Origin of the sequence: Sphingomonas sp. SORGH_AS_0438, from assembly GCF_031453475.1 — a bacterium.
Taxonomy (GTDB): domain Bacteria; phylum Pseudomonadota; class Alphaproteobacteria; order Sphingomonadales; family Sphingomonadaceae; genus Sphingomonas.
In genome coordinates this window covers 452,155-468,416 of the sequence record NZ_JAVIZS010000001.1, presented here as the reverse complement: position 1 = coordinate 468,416, position 16,262 = coordinate 452,155, and the positions used below count along the sequence as shown (strand labels likewise).

17 protein-coding genes are annotated in these 16,262 nt (G+C 69.2%); 7 read left to right on the top strand and 10 right to left on the bottom strand.

The window, feature by feature from the left end:
* Positions 1 to 11: 11 nt before the first annotated feature.
* The gene (gcvPA, locus tag QE452_RS02210; protein WP_309658487.1) at positions 12 to 1,370 is read left to right on the top strand and encodes an aminomethyl-transferring glycine dehydrogenase subunit GcvPA; all 1,359 of its coding nucleotides are present in this window, start codon (positions 12 to 14) and stop codon (positions 1,368 to 1,370) included.
* Positions 1,367 to 2,944, top strand: a complete 1,578-nt coding sequence (gene gcvPB, locus QE452_RS02205) for an aminomethyl-transferring glycine dehydrogenase subunit GcvPB (RefSeq protein WP_309658486.1) — start codon at positions 1,367 to 1,369, stop codon at positions 2,942 to 2,944. The genes gcvPA and gcvPB overlap by 4 nt, the downstream gene beginning before the upstream one ends.
* 230 nt (positions 2,945 to 3,174) lie before the next feature.
* Here gcvPB and QE452_RS02200 read toward each other — a convergent pair whose 3' ends face one another.
* Together QE452_RS02200 and ispG are read right to left on the bottom strand one after the other, a co-directional pair.
* On the bottom strand, positions 3,175 to 3,663 hold the full coding sequence (locus QE452_RS02200; protein WP_309658485.1) for a GAF domain-containing protein: 489 nt from the start codon (positions 3,661 to 3,663) through the stop codon (positions 3,175 to 3,177).
* 96 nt (positions 3,664 to 3,759) lie between these two features.
* Entirely contained in the window at positions 3,760 to 4,899 is a 1,140-nt protein-coding gene (gene ispG, locus QE452_RS02195) for a flavodoxin-dependent (E)-4-hydroxy-3-methylbut-2-enyl-diphosphate synthase (RefSeq protein WP_309658484.1), read from the bottom strand.
* 57 nt (positions 4,900 to 4,956) lie between these two features.
* On the opposite strand from ispG, the gene QE452_RS02190 reads away from it, so the two are divergent.
* Genes QE452_RS02190 through QE452_RS02180 form a run of 3 tightly spaced genes read left to right on the top strand, consistent with a single transcriptional unit; the run spans position 4,957 to position 7,937 of the window.
* Entirely contained in the window at positions 4,957 to 6,138 is a 1,182-nt protein-coding gene (locus tag QE452_RS02190) for an acyltransferase family protein (RefSeq protein WP_309658483.1), read from the top strand.
* 12 nt (positions 6,139 to 6,150) lie between these two features.
* Positions 6,151 to 7,089 (top strand): isoaspartyl peptidase/L-asparaginase, encoded by a 939-nt coding sequence (locus QE452_RS02185; RefSeq protein WP_309658482.1) that lies wholly within the window; start codon positions 6,151 to 6,153, stop codon positions 7,087 to 7,089.
* Positions 7,089 to 7,937 (top strand): S1/P1 nuclease, encoded by an 849-nt coding sequence (locus QE452_RS02180; RefSeq protein ID WP_309658481.1) that lies wholly within the window; start codon positions 7,089 to 7,091, stop codon positions 7,935 to 7,937. The genes QE452_RS02185 and QE452_RS02180 overlap by 1 nt, the downstream gene beginning before the upstream one ends.
* A 115-nt stretch (positions 7,938 to 8,052) precedes the next feature.
* On the opposite strand, the gene pal is transcribed toward QE452_RS02180, so the two are convergent.
* Genes pal through ybgC form a run of 6 tightly spaced genes read right to left on the bottom strand, consistent with a single transcriptional unit; the run spans position 8,053 to position 12,644 of the window.
* The gene (gene pal / locus QE452_RS02175) at positions 8,053 to 8,574 is read right to left on the bottom strand and encodes a peptidoglycan-associated lipoprotein Pal (protein ID WP_309658480.1); all 522 of its coding nucleotides are present in this window, start codon (positions 8,572 to 8,574) and stop codon (positions 8,053 to 8,055) included.
* Between the two features lie 40 nt (positions 8,575 to 8,614).
* Positions 8,615 to 10,018 (bottom strand): Tol-Pal system beta propeller repeat protein TolB, encoded by a 1,404-nt coding sequence (tolB, locus tag QE452_RS02170; protein ID WP_309658479.1) that lies wholly within the window; start codon positions 10,016 to 10,018, stop codon positions 8,615 to 8,617.
* Positions 10,019 to 10,026: 8 nt separating this feature from the next.
* Positions 10,027 to 11,067, bottom strand: a complete 1,041-nt coding sequence (locus QE452_RS02165) for a cell envelope biogenesis protein TolA (protein WP_309658478.1) — start codon at positions 11,065 to 11,067, stop codon at positions 10,027 to 10,029.
* The gene (gene tolR, locus QE452_RS02160) at positions 11,067 to 11,492 is read right to left on the bottom strand and encodes a protein TolR (protein ID WP_309658477.1); all 426 of its coding nucleotides are present in this window, start codon (positions 11,490 to 11,492) and stop codon (positions 11,067 to 11,069) included. The genes QE452_RS02165 and tolR overlap by 1 nt, the downstream gene beginning before the upstream one ends.
* Positions 11,493 to 11,496: 4 nt before the next feature.
* Complete coding sequence (gene tolQ / locus QE452_RS02155; protein WP_309658476.1) at positions 11,497 to 12,189, bottom strand: protein TolQ; 693 nt, start codon at positions 12,187 to 12,189, stop codon at positions 11,497 to 11,499.
* Positions 12,186 to 12,644 (bottom strand): tol-pal system-associated acyl-CoA thioesterase, encoded by a 459-nt coding sequence (gene ybgC / locus QE452_RS02150; protein ID WP_309658475.1) that lies wholly within the window; start codon positions 12,642 to 12,644, stop codon positions 12,186 to 12,188. The genes tolQ and ybgC overlap by 4 nt, the downstream gene beginning before the upstream one ends.
* A 114-nt stretch (positions 12,645 to 12,758) precedes the next feature.
* On the opposite strand from ybgC, the gene QE452_RS02145 reads away from it, so the two are divergent.
* A complete protein-coding gene (locus QE452_RS02145; protein ID WP_309658474.1) occupies positions 12,759 to 13,163 on the top strand; it encodes a VOC family protein in 405 nt (134 codons plus the stop codon).
* 6 nt (positions 13,164 to 13,169) lie between these two features.
* Here the strand turns inward: QE452_RS02145 and QE452_RS02140 are convergent, their stop codons facing one another.
* Complete coding sequence (locus QE452_RS02140; RefSeq protein ID WP_309658624.1) at positions 13,170 to 14,156, bottom strand: nitronate monooxygenase; 987 nt, start codon at positions 14,154 to 14,156, stop codon at positions 13,170 to 13,172.
* Positions 14,157 to 14,185: 29 nt separating this feature from the next.
* Positions 14,186 to 15,445: an aspartate kinase gene (locus QE452_RS02135; RefSeq protein WP_125994056.1), complete on the bottom strand. Its 1,260-nt coding sequence runs from the start codon at positions 15,443 to 15,445 to the stop codon at positions 14,186 to 14,188.
* Between the two features lie 58 nt (positions 15,446 to 15,503).
* Here QE452_RS02135 and ubiG point away from each other — a divergent pair, with 58 nt between their 5' ends.
* A complete protein-coding gene (ubiG, locus tag QE452_RS02130) occupies positions 15,504 to 16,253 on the top strand; it encodes a bifunctional 2-polyprenyl-6-hydroxyphenol methylase/3-demethylubiquinol 3-O-methyltransferase UbiG (protein WP_309658473.1) in 750 nt (249 codons plus the stop codon).
* The last annotated feature ends 9 nt before the right edge of the window (positions 16,254 to 16,262 follow it).

Genomic DNA, 16,262 nt, shown 5'->3' with positions numbered 1-16,262 from the left:
AGTTGCACCGAATGCGCTACCTGCCGCTTACCCCCACCGACCGCGAGGCGATGCTCGCCGTCATCGGCGCGAATGCTATCGACGACCTGTTCGTCGACGTTCCCGCCGAGGCGCGCCTGTCCGGCCCGATCGCCGACCTGCCCGGCCATGCCTCCGAACTGGCGGTGGAGCGGCACATGACCGCGCTCGCGCGCCGCAACACGGTGGCGGGCGAAGTCCCCTTCTTCCTGGGCGCGGGCGCCTATCGCCACCATGTCCCCGCCAGCGTCGATCACCTGATCCAGCGTGGCGAGTTCCTGACCGCCTACACGCCCTATCAGCCGGAAATTGCGCAGGGCACGCTGCAGATGCTGTTCGAGTTCCAGACGCAGGTCGCGCGCCTGCTGGGGACCGACGTCGCCAATGCCTCCATGTATGACGGCTCGACCGCCTGCTGGGAGGCGATCGGCATGGCGCGGCGCATCACCCGGCGCGGCAAGGCGATACTGTCGGGCGGGCTGCACCCGCATTACGTCTCGGTCGCCAGGACGATGGCCAAATACACCGGCGACCAGCTCGACACCGCGCTGCCGGTGCTGTCGGCCGAGGGCGATCTCGACGCGCTGATCGCGAAGATCGACGACGACACCTCCTGCGTCGTCGTCCAATATCCCGACATCCTCGGTCGCATCGCCGACCTGACGCCGCTGGCCCAGGCCTGCCATGCGAAGAAGGCGCTGCTGATCGCCGTCGTCACCGAGCCGGTGGCGCTGGGCGCGATCCGCAGCCCCGGCGAGATGGACGCCGACATCGTCGTCGGCGAGGGCCAGTCGCTGGGCGTCGGCCTGCAATTCGGCGGCCCCTATGTCGGGCTGTTCGGCTGCAAGGACAAATATGTCCGCCAGATGCCGGGCCGGTTGTGCGGCGAGACGGTGGATGCCGATGGCCGTCGCGGCTTCGTGCTGACGCTGTCGACGCGGGAGCAGCATATCCGCCGCGAAAAGGCGACGTCGAACATCTGCACCAATTCGGGACTGTGCGCGCTCGCCTTCTCGATCCACATGACGCTGCTCGGCGAAGCGGGCCTGCGCCGGCTCGCGGCGATCAACCATGCGGGCGCGGTCGCCGCGGCCGACCGGCTGGCGCAGGTGCCGGGCGTCGAGCTGGTCACCGACCGATTCTTCAACGAATTCACGCTGAAGCTGTCGAAGGAGGCCCGCCCCGTCGTCCGCACCCTGGCCGATCGCGGCATCCTGGCGGGCGTGTCGCTCGGCCGCCTCTATCCGGGCGAGGGTGACCTGGCGAACGGCCTGGTCGTCGCCGTCACCGAAACTACCACGGCGGAGGATGTAGAAACCCTGGCCGCCGCGCTCCAGGAGGTACTGGCATGAGCATCAACCAGAGCGGCTGGCGCCCGACCGCGCCCCAGGCCGGCGGCACCGACGCCCCGACCTTCACCGGCAACAAGGCGCTGATGCTGGAGGAAGCGCTGATCTTCGAGATCGGCGATACCGAGACGACCGGCGTCGACTTCACCGGCGGCGCCGCCGCGTCCGCGACCGACCGGCTGGGCGGCCTCGCCCGTTCCGCGCCGATCGGCCTGCCCGGCCTCGCCGAGCCGGAGGCGGTGCGCCACTATACGCGCCTCAGCCGCCAGAATTACGCGATCGACCTGGGGCTTTTCCCGCTCGGCTCGTGCACGATGAAGCATAATCCGCGCCTCAACGAGAAGATGGCGCGGCTGCCCGGCTTCAGCGACGTCCACCCGCTCGCGCCCGTCGACACGGTGCAGGGCGCGCTGGAGGTGATCCACCAGCTCGCGCACTGGCTGGTGACGCTGACCGGCATGACCTCGGTGGCGATGAGCCCCAAGGCGGGCGCGCATGGCGAGCTATGCGGCATCCTGGCGATCAAGGCGGCGCTGGCGAAGCGCGGCGAGGGCCATCGCACGGTGATCCTGGTGCCCGAATCGGCGCATGGCACCAACCCCGCCACCGCCGCCTTTGCCGGCTTCTCGGTGGAGGATATTCCCGCCACCGTCGACGGCCGGGTCGACACCGCCGCGCTCATCGCCCGGCTGGGGCCGGACGTGGCGGGCGTGATGATCACCAACCCCAATACCTGCGGCCTGTTCGAGCGCGACCTGAAGACCATCTCCGACGCGGTCCATGCGGCCGGCGGCTATGTCTATTGCGACGGCGCGAACTTCAACGCGATCGTCGGCCGGGTGCGGCCGGGCGATCTCGGCGTCGATGCGATGCACATCAACCTGCACAAGACCTTCTCGACCCCGCATGGCGGCGGCGGACCTGGTTCGGGGCCGGTGGTGTTCTCCGAGGCGCTGACCCCCTTCGCGCCCCTGCCCTTCGTCGAGAAGACCGAGGCCGGCTTCCACCTGGTCGAGGAGGAGAATGCCGAGGATCATCATGCCGACAGCTTCGGCCGGATGGTCGCCTTCCACGGCCAGATGGGCATGTTCACCCGCGCGCTGACCTATATCCTCAGCCACGGGGCGGACGGCCTGCGCCAGGTCGCCGAGGATGCGGTGCTCAACGCCAATTACGTGCTGCGCTCGCTGGAGGACACGCTGGACGCGCCCTTCGCCACGAGCGGGCCGTGCATGCATGAGGCGATCTTCTCCGACGCTGGCCTGGCCGAGGGCTTCTCGACGATCGACATCGCCAAGGCGCTGATCGACGAGGGTTTCCATCCGATGACCATGTATTTCCCGCTGGTCGTCCATGGCGCGATGCTGGTCGAGCCGACCGAGACCGAGTCGAAGGCGGCACTGGACCAGTTCATCGGCGCGCTGCGCTCGGTGGCGGAGCGGGCCAAGGCGGGTGACCAGGCGCTGAAGACCGCGCCGCATTTCGCCCCCCGCGCCCGGCTCGACGAGACGCGCGCCGCGCGCAAGCCGATCCTGGTGTGGAAGGAACCCGTACCGGTCGCCGCAGCAGCGGAGTAAGAGCTGACGGAGGGGTGTCGCCGGCCCGAGCGATCGGCGACACCCCTCCGCCACCACTTCGCGTCGCCCCCTTGAGCAGGGTGATATCGGGTTGACCCCAGCCGTCATTGCGAGCGCAGCGAAGCAATCCACAGCCGCACGCGTGACGCTCTGGATTGCTTCGCTGCGCTCGCAATGACGATCCCACGTCCAGATCACGTCGTCGGGCCTTAAGGGAAGGATGTACAGCGCTAAGCCGCCAGCCGCACCAGCCGGCGCTCCAGCAGATCCATCGCCTCCGCCGCGAAGCTGGCGAGTTGCAATTGCCCCTGCCCCGACAGCGGCGGATGGGGTTGGTGATCGAAGACGCAGACAGTGCCGATCGCGGCCCCCTCCGCCGTCCGCAGCGGCGCCGCCGCATAGAAGCGGATGCCCGGCATCGCGGTGACCAGCGCATGATCGGCGAATCGCGCATCCGCCCGCGCATCGGGCAGCACGGTCACGCCGTCGTTCAAGATACTGTGCGTGCACAGCGACACCGCCCGCGGAATCTGGGCTTCCAGGACCCCGACCCGCGCCTTGTGCCACTGGCGATTCGCATCGATGAAGGACAGCATCGCACAGGGCATGTCGAAGGTCGTGGCGACCCGCTCGATCAGCTCGTCGAAGTCCGGCTCGGCCGCGCTGTCCAGGATCGCATAGCCGCGCAGCGCCGCGAGGCGGCGTCGTTCGCTAGTCATTCCGTTGCCTCTCATCAACGGCTTCAGCGCCCGGCTCTTGCCGGTGCGCACCGTTATTCCGTCATCTATATGGGGAGACCCTTAACGGGCCGTCGATCACTCCGCCGCGATCGCCGCCCGGTCGGTCTCGGCCTGCATCGCCGCCGCCTCGATCTCGGCCGCCTTCGCCTCAACCAGCGCGACGATATGGTCGACCATGCCCTCGTCCTGGACATGATGGTCGGTGACGCCCGACAGATAGACCATGTGGCGGCCATTGCCGCCGCCGGTGATGCCGATATCCGTCTCCCGCGCCTCGCCCGGCCCGTTGACGACGCAGCCCAGCACCGACAGCGACATGGGCGTGCGGATATGCTGGAGCCGTTCCTCCAGCACGCTGACCGTGCGGATCACGTCGAAGCCCTGGCGCGCGCAGCTGGGGCAGGACACGACGCGGACCCCGCGATTGCGGATGCCCAGCGCCTTCAGGATCTCGAAGCCGACGCGCACTTCCTCTTCCGGCTCGGCGGAGAGCGAGACGCGGATCGTGTCGCCGATGCCGTACCAGAGCAGGGAGCCGATACCGATCGCCGACTTGACCGTGCCGCCGACGAAACCGCCCGCCTCGGTGATGCCCAGATGGAGCGGGCAGTCGACCTGCTCGGCGAGCTGCTGATAGGCGGCGACCGCCAGGAACAGGTCGGACGCCTTCACCGCCACCTTATATTCGTGGAAGTCATGGTCCTGGAGCAGCTTGATATGGTCGAGCGCCGATTCGACCAGCGCGTCCGGGCACGGCTCGCCATATTTTTCGAGCAGATGCTTTTCCAGGCTGCCGCCGTTCACGCCGATGCGGATCGCGCAGCCATTGGCCTTGGCGGCGCGCACCACCTCCGCGACGCGCTCGGGCGAGCCGATATTGCCGGGGTTGATGCGCAGGCAGGCCGCACCCGCATCCGCCGCCTCCAGCGCGCGCTTATAGTGGAAATGAATGTCGGCGACGATCGGCACGCGCGCGGCGCGGGTGATCTGGCGCAGCGCGGCGGTGCTTTCGACATCGGGACAGGACACGCGGATGATGTCCGCCCCCGCCTCTTCGCAGCGGCGGATCTGGTCGATCGTGGCGACGGGATCGCTGGTCGGCGTGTTGGTCATCGTCTGCACGGTGACGGGCGCATCGCCGCCGACGGGAACGGTGCCGACCATGATCTGGCGGCTTTGACGGCGGTGGATATCGCGCCAGGGACGAATGGACATGGCCCCCATATACAGCGTGCGGGTTGCGGTTCAAAGACAAGCCTGTAGGGCGCTGGCGTGAGCGTAGCGAAATTCCCGCGACATTATGGCATGGATTGGCTGCGGATCGGCGCCTTCGCGCTGCTGATCCTCTACCATATCGCGATGGTGTTCGCGGACTGGAACTATCATGTGAAGTCCGCCCATGCCGAGGGCTGGATCGCGGTGCCGATGCTGCTGGTCAATGCCTGGCGATTGAGCCTGTTGTTCGTCGTGTCCGGCTATGCCAGCCGCGCGCTGCTGGCGCGCAGCCGCTCGCCCGGCGACTTCGCCTGGGGGCGGAGCAAGCGGCTGGCGCTGCCGCTGGCCTTCGGCATCGCGGTGATCGTGCCGCCCCAACCCTGGGCCGAACTGGTCAGCAAGGCGGGCTACCGGGCCAGCTACTGGACCTTTTGGACGCGCGACTATTTCCGCTTCTCGACCATCGGCGGGCTCGACCTGCCGAGCTGGAACCATCTGTGGTTCATCGCCTATCTGTGGCTCTACACGCTGGCGCTAGCGCTGGTCATGGCCTGTCTGCGGCGTGTTCGGGTGCCGGACCGGCTGCAAGGCTGGTTCGATGCGCTGTTCGGCCGCTGGCTGGGCGGGATCGGCGTCCTCGCCCTGCCCTTCGCCTGGTATGCCTTCATCCACGCCCGCTGGTTCGCGATGGCGGCGGAGACCCATGCGCTGTTCGGCGACGGCATCGCCCATATCAGCTATCTGCCCGCCTTCCTGTTCGGCTTCGCGCTGGCGGGATCGCCAACGGCGATGGCGGCGATCCGGCGCTGGTGGCCGCTTGGGGCCGCGATGGCGCTGGCCGGATATGGCTTCGTCGCCGGGGTCGAGCTGCGCTGGATCGGGCCGTTCGGGCCGTCCCTCTACGCGCGCTACGGCATCGCCCATGCCGCCGAGCAATGGGGCGCGATCGTCGCGTTGATCGGCCTCGCCACCCGCTTCCTCAACCGCGATCATCCGATCCGCGCGACGCTGACCGAGGCGGTGTTTCCCTTCTACCTCGTCCACCAGACGATCATCGTGCTGGTCGCGCTCTGGCTGATGCCCGCCGGCCTGCCCTTCGCCGCCGAATTCGCGATCCTGGTCGCAGCCACGGTCGCCGGCTGCGCCGCCTTCTATTATGGCGGCCGGCGCATCCGCTGGCTGCGCCCGTTGATCGGGCTTCGTCTCCACCCCCGGCCGGTCCGCCCGGCCCTGCTTTAGGATCGATCCGTCATGACCACCCCTCCCCGCTGGAGCCTGATGATCCATGGCGGCGCCGGGCAGCTGGCGCGCGACGTGATCGACGACGCCTATGACGCCGCCGCCCGCGCCGCCCTGTCGCGCGCGCTGGACGCCGGGACCGCGATCCTGGCGGCGGGCGGCGCGGCGCTGGACGCGGTGTCTGCGGCGGTCGAGGTGCTGGAGGACGATCCCAGCTTCAATGCCGGGCGCGGCGCGGTCTTCACCTATGACGCGGCGATCGAGCTGGACGCGGCGATCATGGACGGCCGCGACCGACGCGCGGGCGCGGTGGCAGCGGTCAGCGCCACCCGCCACCCCGTCGCCCTGGCCCGCGCGGTGATGGAGAACAGCCCGCACGTTTTCCTCGCCGCGCGCGGCGCCGACATCTTCTCAGCCGAGCAGGGGCTCGAACAGGCCGATGCCGACTGGTTCGCCACGCCCGAACGCCGCGCGCAGCTCGACGCGATGAAGGCCAGGGCGAGCGGCGCCGGCTGGTTCGACGTCGACATGAAATATGGGACGGTCGGCGCGGTCGCCTGCGATGCGCAGGGCCATGTCGCCGCCGCCACCTCGACCGGCGGCGTCACCGGCAAGCGCTGGGGACGGATCGGCGACTCGCCGGTGATCGGGGCGGGCACCTATGCCGACGATCGATCCTGCGCCGTCTCCGCCACCGGATCGGGTGAGTTCTTCATCCGCGAGAGCGTCGGCCATGAGATCGGCGCGCGCATCCGCCTGCTCGGCGAGGCGGCGGGCGAGGCGACCGAAACGGTGCTGGCCGGCGTCCGCGATCTGGGGGGCACCGGCGGCGTGATCGTCGCCACGCCCGATGGACAGACACTATGGCATTTCAATACAAGCGGAATGTTCCGCGGCCGCGCCGACTCCTCCGGCGCGCGACAGGTCGCGATCTACGGAGACGAAGCGTGATGAAGCGTATCGCGGCCCTGGCGACGGCCGCCCTGCTCGCCAGCCCGGCCAGCGCCTATTGGGAATATGGCCACCAGACGGTGGCGGCGATCGCCTGGGACAATGTAACGCCTCGCACCCGCGCCGCGATCACCCGCATCCTGGCGGCGCAGGCCAAGCTCGACACGCCCGAATGCCCGGCGCGGACCATCGAGGAGGCGAGCGTCTGGCCCGATTGCGTCAAGCCGCTCAAGGATGCGGACGGCAAGTCGCGCTTCGGCTATGCCTATAGCTGGCATTACCAGAACGTCAGCATCTGCGCCGATTTCGACCTGCAACCCGCGTGCAAGGACGGCAATTGCGTCTCGACCCAGATCGATCGCCAGCGCCGCATCCTGGCGGACCGCAAGGCCAGCGCGCATGACCGGGTGCTGGCGCTCGCCTTCCTGGTCCATTTCGTCGGCGACCTGCACCAGCCGCTCCATGCCGGCGACAAGGGCGACAAGGGCGGCAACGACGCCAAGACGACCTATGGCGACTATGATCCGGCGCGGCTGAACCTGCATTCCGTCTGGGACGGGCTGCTGGCGGAGCGCGCCATCTCCACCCCGCCACCGATCGTGAAGCGCTATCCGGCCGCGGTTCGCGCACGCCTGTCGCAGGGCACCGTCACCGATTGGAGCCGCGAGAGCTGGAGCGTCGCGCGGCACGCCTATGAAGTGGCGATGCACGGCGATCCCTGCCGCCCGACGCCGGCGCGCATGACCATGAGCGAGGCGGATATCGAGAGCCTGGTCCCCATCGCCCGCGAGGAAGTGGTCAAGGGCGGCCTGCGGCTGGCGCGGCTGCTCGATCAGTCGCTCGGCTGATCGCTGACGGCATCCACCGTCCGGGCGGCTTCGGGAGGGTCTCCGCCCGGTTACCGCATGAGACAGGGAGGCGTACCTCGGTCCGGTCTGGACCAAGGTACGCCTCCCCCGCCGATCAGTTCAGGACGATCGTCACCGCGCGACGGTTCTGCGCATAGGCGGCCTCGTCCGAGCCCAGCGCGATCGGGCGCTCGCTGCCATAGCTAATCGTCGTCATCCGGCTGGGGGCGACGCCCTTGGCGGCCAGATAGTTCTTCGTCGCATTGGCGCGGCGGTCGCCCAGCGCCAGATTATACTCGCGCGTGCCGCGCTCGTCGCAATGACCCTCGATGGTGATGCGGACATTGGGGTTGCGCTGCAACCATTCGGCCTGGCTGTCGAGGATCGCGCGTGCCTGCGGATCGATGTCATATTGGTCGAGGCCGAAATGGATCGTGTTCGAGGTCACCGACCGCTGGAAGTCCGCATCGCTGCCCGGCACCACGCCATTGCCGATCGGACCGCCGGGGCCGGTCTGGCCCGTCGTGGCCGGCGTCTCGGTCGGCGCGGGCGGCAACACCGCGGGGCGCTTCTTGGCGCAGGCGGTCAGCGTCAGCGCGGCGGTGCCGATCAGGATCGCGGTCTTCAATCGGGTCATGGCATTACTCCTTTCGAGTGTCTGAAATCGGTGGTCGCGGTCAGGGACGCAGCGGACCCCAGGCCGGGTCCGATCCGCCCAGCGGCGTCGGGATGCGCCGCTCGTTGACGCCGGTCAGGTCGACCATCCAGAGTTGCGCCGCGCCGCCCGCACCGCGTTCCGAGCGATAGAAGGTGATGACCCGGCCATTGGGCGACCAGCTTGGCCCCTCGTCCGACCAGCTGTTGGTCAGCAGCTTTTCGCCGCCGCCCGACGGGCTCATCACGCCGATGCGGAAATTGCCGGCCAGCTTGGTGAAGGCGATCAGGTCGCCGCGCGGGCTCCATACCGGCGTCGCATAGCGGCCGCCGCCGAAGCTGATCCGCTGCTGGTTCGAGCCATCGGCGTTCATCGTATAGATTTGCTGCCCGCCCGACCGGTCGCTCTCGAACACGATGCGCGATCCGTCCGGCGAATAGCTGCCGCCGGTGTCGATGCCGGGCGAGTTGGTCAGCCGCTGCGGCGTGCCGCCCTGCGACGACACCCGGTAGATATCGGTATTGCCGCCCACCGCCATCGAGAAGAGAATCCAGCGGCCATCGGGCGAGAAGCGCGGCGCGAAAGTCAGGTTGGCATTCTGCACCACGCGGCGCGGCCGGCCCGACCCCAGGTCGTAGACATAGATGGACGGCCGATCATTCTCGTAGCTCATATACACGATCGACTGCTGGTTGGGCGCGAAGCGCGGCGTCAGCACGATCGACTGGCCGTTGGTCAGGAAGCGGTGATTGGCGCCGTCCTGGTCCATGATCGCCAGCCGCTTGACCCGCTTGCCCTTGGGTCCCGTCTCCGAGACATAAACGACGCGGCTGTCGAAATAGGGCTTCTCGCCGGTCAGGCGCGAATAGACGGTATCGGCGCACTTATGCCCGGCGCGCCGCCAGTCGGCCGGCGGCACCACGAAGCCCTGGCGCACCAGCTCGCGCTGCGCCGACACGTCGTAGAGATAGCAGCCGACCGTCAGCGTGCCGTCGGCATTGGCGCGGATATAGCCCTGGACCAGCGCCTGTGCGGACGTGCCCCGCCAATAGTCGAAGGCGGGAGCGGTCACTTCCGGGAAGCTCACCGCGCGGAGCTGCCCGGGGGACAGCGGCGTGAACAGTCCCGAGTTGCGCAGGTCGTTGGCGACGATCTCCGACAATTGCCGACCGAGCGTATCGGTCGCGCCGGCCGGCGTCTGCACCACGGCGGGGGTCGGCATGACCGGGATGGCGATCGGCGTCGGCTGCGACGTGCCGCCCTCGACATCGACGATCAGGCCGCCCGCCTGGTCATCCGCGGGAAGCGACGCCTGGCCCGGCGCGGCCGTTTGCGGGGCCGGTGGCGGCGTTGGCGCGGCCGGTTCCTGCGCCATGGCGGCGGCGGTGCCGAGCAGCAGGGCGAGCGTCAGTGTCTTGCGGAACATGGTCATCCTCAACCCAGCAGATTGTAGCGGAGCGTGAAGTTGCTCCAGCCATTGGGCACGTCATAAAGCTCAGGGGGCAGGTCGCGCAAAGGCGAACAGCCGACGAAGGTGGCGATCGCCAGATCGTCCACCCGCTCGACATAGCGCCGGTTCTCGTCGTCGACGCCGGTATGTCCGACGACGCGCGGGCGCGACGCCAGGCTGCCGTCGCGGTTCAGGCGCAGGTTGATCGCGACGCGGATCCGCTCCGCGCCGGGGCCGGGCGAGACCTGGCGGTTGGCGCAGGGCTGGACCTGCCGCTTGATCGCCGAGCCGATATTCGCCGCCGCCTGCGCACCCATCTTCGCGGCCGGTGCGGCGGTGGACTTGGCAGGCGACGGCTTGTCGCTCAGGCCCTTCAGGAAATCGTCGCCCAGGCGCGATCCGCGCGACTTGGTCGCGGTGGCGGTGGCCGACTTGCCCTCGCCCTTGGTCGCGGCAGGCTTGGCGGCGGCGGCGGCCGCGGGCTTGGCCTCCGGCTTCGCCCTGGCGGGTGCGGCGGCGGGCTTGGCCCGCGATGGCTTGGCGACGGCCTTGGCGGGGGCCGGCTTGGCCTCCGCCTTGGGCTTGGGCTGCGGTTTCGCCGGCTCGGCCGCCGGGACGGGGCGCTTCGGCTGCGGCCGGGGCTTCGGCACCGGCTTGGGAGCCGGCGCAGGCTTCGGGGCCGGTGCGCGCACGGGTTCGGGCTTGGGCGGCGCGGGCTTCGGCGCGGGTGCCGGCTTCGGCGCCGGTTCGGGCGGGGCGGGTTCGGGCTCGGCGACGGGCTCGGTTTCCGGCGCGGCGGCGTCTTCCGGCGCGCCCTGATCGGGCGCCACCGAGGGGGCCGGCGGCTGGTTGGGCGTCGGCGAGGTCTGTTCGAGCGCGACGTCGGGCACCAGCGAGATGTCGATCGGCGGGTGACTGAGCTTCAGCGGATTGGGCGTGGCGAGAAAGCCGACCGAGAGCAGGCCGAAGAGCACGCCATGCCCCGCGACCGCGACTCCGAGCGCGATCTTCTCGCGGCGGTCCATCAGCCTTCCACCGTCACCAGCGCGACGCGGTTCAGGCCGGCGCGATTGAGTTCGCCCATCACCCGCATCACCTTGCCATAGCCCAGCGCTTTGTCCGCGCGCAGATAGACCTGGGGCGGCTCGCCCCCCTTGGCGGCGGCGCGGATCGCATCGAGCCGGGCGGGCAGCGCCGCCTCCGCGATCTCATCGTCGCCGATATAGAGCCGCCCCTCGGCGTCGAGCGACACCGCGACCGGCTCCTGATCCTGGTCCAGCGCCTTGGCGCGCGTATCGGGCAGGTTCACCGGCACGCCCGTGGTCAGCAGCGGCGCGGTGACCATGAAGATGATCAGCAGCACCAGCATCACGTCGACCAGCGGCGTGACGTTGATCTCCGCCATCGGCGCGCGGCGGCCCTTGCGATTGGAGGGCAGGTTCATCGCCATCGGATCAGCGCGCCCCGTCCAGCTGGCGCGACAGGGTGGTGTGGAAACCGTCGGCGAAGCGGTGGAGCGAGGCCTCGACCTTGTTCACCCCGTGGCTGAACCGGTTATAGGCGATCACCGCCGGGATCGCGGCGAACAGTCCGATCGCCGTCGCGAACAGCGCCTCGGCGATGCCGGGGGCGACCACCGCCAGCGACGAATTCTGCGCCGAGGCGATGCCGGTAAAGGCGCGCATGATGCCCCAGACGGTGCCGAACAGCCCGACGAACGGCGCGACCGAGCCGACCGTCGCCAGCACGTTCAGCCGGTCCGACAGCTTGTCGATCTCCAGCGCGGAGGCCGCGCCCATCGCGGTCGCCAGTCGCTCGCGCGTGCCGTCGCGGTCGATCGGCTCATGCGCGGTCGAACGCCGCCATTCCTGCACCCCGGCGGCGAAGACGCGGGCGCTGGGGATGTCGTGACTGGCCTCTGCTTTGTGGAAGGCATCGATATCGTCGGCCTTCCAGAAATCGCGCTCGAACCGCGCCATCTCGCGCCGGGTACGACGCAGCCGGCCGACAAAGGCGATGATGATCGCCCAGGTCCAGACGCTGGCGGCCAGCAGCCCCAGCATCACCAGCTTCACGACCACATCGGCCTGAAGGAACAGCGCGACCGGCGACAATGTCGCCGCATCCATGTTGAACACCGGATTCATTTCGGGCCCCCTTGAGCCAGCAACTGGGTATAGATGTCGATCCAGCCACGCGGTTGGCGGCGCGGACGGCCGGTGGGCGCGACGAACGCCACGACTACCTTCGCCTCGGCGAGTAGAACCGCGTCGCGCCTGACTGTCTGATGAATGACGACGCGCGCGGGCGTCACTTCGGCCAGGCGCGACACCACGACCAGCGCATCGTCGAGCCGCGCGGGCGCCAGATAGCGGATGTGCAGGTCGGCGACCGCATAGGCCCCCTCCCCCGCCTCATGGGCGGCGCGCTGGTCGATCCCGGCCTCGCGCAGCATGTCGGACCGGGCGCGCTCCATGTAGCGCAGGTAATTGGCGTGATAGACCACGCCCGACAGGTCGGTATCCTCATAATAGACGCGCAGCGGCAGGCGATGCTCGCCTCCCGCGAAATGCCCCGCCTGTGGTTGATCCGGCCCGGTCATGCCCCTGCCGTTAACGCAACCTTCCCACGGGTGGAACCCCGGACCATGGTTGGCGCGGGCCGGCGATCAAATTACCCTGGATGCCGATCAGCACGGTCGAACAGGAGAGTCGCCATGGCCGAACGTCCCGTCAGCGGGGTCACGCCCTTCCTCACCATCCGCGAGCGACGCGGCGCGGAAGCACTGGCCTTTTACGCGCGCGCCTTCGCCGCCCAGATCATGGAGCGCAACGTCGCCGAGGACGGCCAGCGGCTGATGCAGGCGTCGTTGCGCATCAATGGCGGCTGGATCATGCTGTCCGACGAATTTCCCGAATGGCGCGGCCATGCCGAACCCCCGCCGCAGGGCGTGACGCTGCACCTGCAGGTCGACGATGCCGATCGCTGGGCCGAACGCGCCGTCACGGCGGGGGCCATGCTCACCATGAAGGTCGGCGACCAGTTCTGGGGCGACCGGTACGGACAGGTGAGCGATCCGTTCGGCCATCGCTGGTCGATCGGATCGCCCATCCGGCGCTAACGCCGGTCAGGCGGCGCGCTTCTCCAGCGCGCCGGCCGCCTCGGTCATCAGTTCGGCGACGATATCGGCCAGCGGCTCCTCGCGCGTGACCATGCCGACCGATTGGCCGGCCATGACGCTGCCATGCTCGACATCGCCGTCGATCACCGCACGGCGCAGCGCGCCCGCCCAATAATGCTCGATCTGGAGCTGCGCCTCGGCCATCGCCACCGCGCCCTCGTCGAGCGACTGGGCGACCTCGCGCTGCTTGGCGGTGAACAGCTCGCCGCCGGCATTCTTCAGCGCGCGCACCGGGATGACCGGCAGGCGCGGGTCGATCTGCACCGACGCGACGGCATCCCGGGCCGAGGCGCGGATGAAGGCGCGCTTGAAATTGGGATGCGCCACCGACTCGGTCGCGCAGACGAAGCGCGTGCCGAGCTGGACGCCCGCCGCGCCCATGTCGAGATAGCCGGCGATCGCCTCGCCCCGGCCGATCCCGCCCGCGACGAACACCGGCACCTGGTCCGCGATCACCGGCAGCATCTCCTGCGCCAGCACGCTGGTCGAGACCGGGCCGATATGGCCGCCGGCCTCCATCCCCTCGATCACCAGCGCATCGACGCCCGATCGGATCAGCTTCTTGGCGAGCGACAGGGCCGGGGCGAAGCAGATCACCTTCGCGCCCGTCTCCTTGATCGCCTCCAGCGCGCCCTTGGGCGGCAGGCCGCCGGCCAGCACGACATGGCCGACCCCGTGCCGGCCGCAGACCGCGATCAGCTCGAACAGGTCGGGGTGCATGGTGATCAGGTTGACGCCGAACGGCTTGTCCGTCAGCGCCTTCGTCCCCGCGATCTCGGCGTCGAGCAGCGCCGGGGTCATCGCCCCGCACGCGATCACGCCGAAGCCGCCGGCATTGGACATTGCCGCGACCAGGTTGCGCTCGCTGACCCACGACATGGCCCCGGCCATGATCGCGACCTCGCTGCCGAGGAACGCCGCGCCGCGCGCCATGCGGCGCTGCAGCCGCTCCTGCCCGATCGTCAAGCTTCCACCTCGGCGTCGAGGCCATAGGCGGTGTGGAGGACGCGGACCGCCAGTTCGGTCTCGTCCTCATGGATCAGCACGCTGACCTTGATCTCCGAGGTGGAGATGGCCTGGATGTTGATGCCACGCGCGCCCAAGGTCGTGAACATCGTCGAGGCGACGCCCGCATGGCTGCGCATCCCCACGCCCACCACCGAGATCTTGGCGACGCGCGTGTCATGGCTGAGTTCGGTGAAGCCGATCGCGCCGCGCGCCTGGTTCAGCGCCTCCATCGACCGGGCCAGGTCGGACGAGGGGACCGTGAAGGTCACGTCGGTCGAGCCGTGATCATGCGCGATATTCTGGATGATCATGTCGACATTGATGTTGGCCGCCGCCAGCGGTTCGAAGATCGCCGCCACCGCGCCGGGCTTGTCCGGCACCGCGACCAGCGTGATCTTCGCCTCGTTCTTGTCGTGCGCGATGCCGGTGATCAGCTGGCGTTCCACGTCGTCAATCTCCTCTTCGCCCACGATCATCGTACCGGGCAGCGTGTCCGCCATCGGGGCATCGTCGCCGGTGAAGGACGACAAGACCTGGACGCGAACCTGTTCCTTCATCGCCAGACCCACCGAGCGGGTCTGGAGCACCTTAGCGCCGACCGAGGCGAGTTCGAGCATTTCCTCGTACGTCACCCGGTGCAGCTTGCGCGCGCGGGGGACGATGCGCGGGTCGGTCGTGTAGACGCCGTCGACATCGGTATAGATATCGCACCGGTCGGCCTTCATCGCCGCCGCCACCGCGACCGCCGAGGTATCCGACCCGCCCCGCCCCAGCGTGGTGATGCGGTTGTCGGCCGATACGCCCTGGAAACCGGGGATCACCGCCACCTCGCCCTGCGCCAGGCTGGCGTCGAGGGCGGCGGTGTCGATCGTGCCGATCCGCGCCTTGGCATGGGCATCGTCGGTATGGATCGGCAATTGCCAGCCGAGCCAGGAGCGCGCCGGCACGCCGATCGCCTGGAGCGCGATGGCGAGCAGTCCGCTCGTCACCTGCTCGCCCGACGAGACCACCGCGTCATATTCACGCGGATCGTAGAGCGCCGAGGCCTCGCGGCAGAAACCGACCAGCCGATCCGTCTCGCCCGCCATCGCCGACACGACGACGGCGACCTGGTTGCCGGCGTCGACCTCGCGTTTGACGCGCGCGGCGACGCTCCGGATGCGCTCGATCCCGGCCATCGACGTGCCGCCGAACTTCATCACGATACGCGCCATGCTCGGTGCCATTCTCCTTGGGTGGAAGCGGCGGCCCTGATAGGTAGCGAAAATGCCCATGACAAGTGACGCCGCCGTCCCGGCACCCCAGAGCAGCTCGATCCTTCCCGCCGAAGCGGCCCATTTCGGCAGGCTGGCGGCCGAATGGTGGAACCCGAAGGGCTCGTCGGCGATGCTGCATCGGCTCAATCCGGTGCGGCTCGGCTATATCCGCGCCGCCATCGATTCGCACTGGGACGGCGATTCCACCAGCTTCACGCCGCTCGCGGGCAAGCACGTGCTCGATGTCGGGTGCGGCGCGGGCCTGTTGTGCGAGCCGCTGGCGCGGATGGGCGGCGCCGTCACCGGGCTGGACGCCGCGCCGGAGAATATCGCCGCCGCCGCCGCCCATGCCGTCGCCGGGGGCCTGTCGATCGACTATCGCGCGGGCAGCGTCGAGCATCTGACCGGTGAGCGCTTCGACCTGGTCACCTGCCTGGAGGTGATCGAGCATGTCGCCCGCCCCGCCGCGTTCGTCGCCGGGCTGGCCGGCGCGCTCGCGCCGGGCGGGCTGATGATCCTCTCCACCCCCAACCGCACCGCCCTGTCCCGCTTCGCCCTGGTCGATGCGGCGGAGGCGGTCGGCGCGATCCCGCGCGGCACGCATGATTGGGACAAGTTCCTGACGCCGGACGAGCTGACCACCTTGCTGGCGAGCGAGGGGCTTGCGGTGCGCGATGTCACCGGGCTGACCTTCTCCCCCATGCATGGGTTCGCGCTGGGGTCGTCCACGTCGCTCGACTATCTGGTCACCGTCACCCACGCCTGACCGGGCGGG

What these genes read in the sequence shown, in the direction of transcription:
- gcvPA (WP_309658487.1), top strand. Translation starts at nt 12, where the DNA reads ATGCGCTACCTGCCGCTTACCCCCACCGACCGCGAGGCGATGCTCGCC.
- gcvPB (WP_309658486.1), top strand. Translation starts at nt 1,367, where the DNA reads ATGAGCATCAACCAGAGCGGCTGGCGCCCGACCGCGCCCCAGGCCGGC.
- QE452_RS02200 (WP_309658485.1), bottom strand. Translation starts at nt 3,663, where the DNA reads ATGACTAGCGAACGACGCCGCCTCGCGGCGCTGCGCGGCTATGCGATC.
- ispG (WP_309658484.1), bottom strand. Translation starts at nt 4,899, where the DNA reads ATGTCCATTCGTCCCTGGCGCGATATCCACCGCCGTCAAAGCCGCCAG.
- QE452_RS02185 (WP_309658482.1), top strand. Translation starts at nt 6,151, where the DNA reads ATGACCACCCCTCCCCGCTGGAGCCTGATGATCCATGGCGGCGCCGGG.
- QE452_RS02180 (WP_309658481.1), top strand. Translation starts at nt 7,089, where the DNA reads ATGAAGCGTATCGCGGCCCTGGCGACGGCCGCCCTGCTCGCCAGCCCG.
- pal (WP_309658480.1), bottom strand. Translation starts at nt 8,574, where the DNA reads ATGACCCGATTGAAGACCGCGATCCTGATCGGCACCGCCGCGCTGACG.
- tolB (WP_309658479.1), bottom strand. Translation starts at nt 10,018, where the DNA reads ATGTTCCGCAAGACACTGACGCTCGCCCTGCTGCTCGGCACCGCCGCC.
- QE452_RS02165 (WP_309658478.1), bottom strand. Translation starts at nt 11,067, where the DNA reads ATGGACCGCCGCGAGAAGATCGCGCTCGGAGTCGCGGTCGCGGGGCAT.
- tolR (WP_309658477.1), bottom strand. Translation starts at nt 11,492, where the DNA reads ATGGCGATGAACCTGCCCTCCAATCGCAAGGGCCGCCGCGCGCCGATG.
- tolQ (WP_309658476.1), bottom strand. Translation starts at nt 12,189, where the DNA reads ATGAATCCGGTGTTCAACATGGATGCGGCGACATTGTCGCCGGTCGCG.
- ybgC (WP_309658475.1), bottom strand. Translation starts at nt 12,644, where the DNA reads ATGACCGGGCCGGATCAACCACAGGCGGGGCATTTCGCGGGAGGCGAG.
- QE452_RS02145 (WP_309658474.1), top strand. Translation starts at nt 12,759, where the DNA reads ATGGCCGAACGTCCCGTCAGCGGGGTCACGCCCTTCCTCACCATCCGC.
- QE452_RS02140 (WP_309658624.1), bottom strand. Translation starts at nt 14,156, where the DNA reads ATGGCGCGCGGCGCGGCGTTCCTCGGCAGCGAGGTCGCGATCATGGCC.
- QE452_RS02135 (WP_125994056.1), bottom strand. Translation starts at nt 15,445, where the DNA reads ATGGCGCGTATCGTGATGAAGTTCGGCGGCACGTCGATGGCCGGGATC.
- ubiG (WP_309658473.1), top strand. Translation starts at nt 15,504, where the DNA reads ATGACAAGTGACGCCGCCGTCCCGGCACCCCAGAGCAGCTCGATCCTT.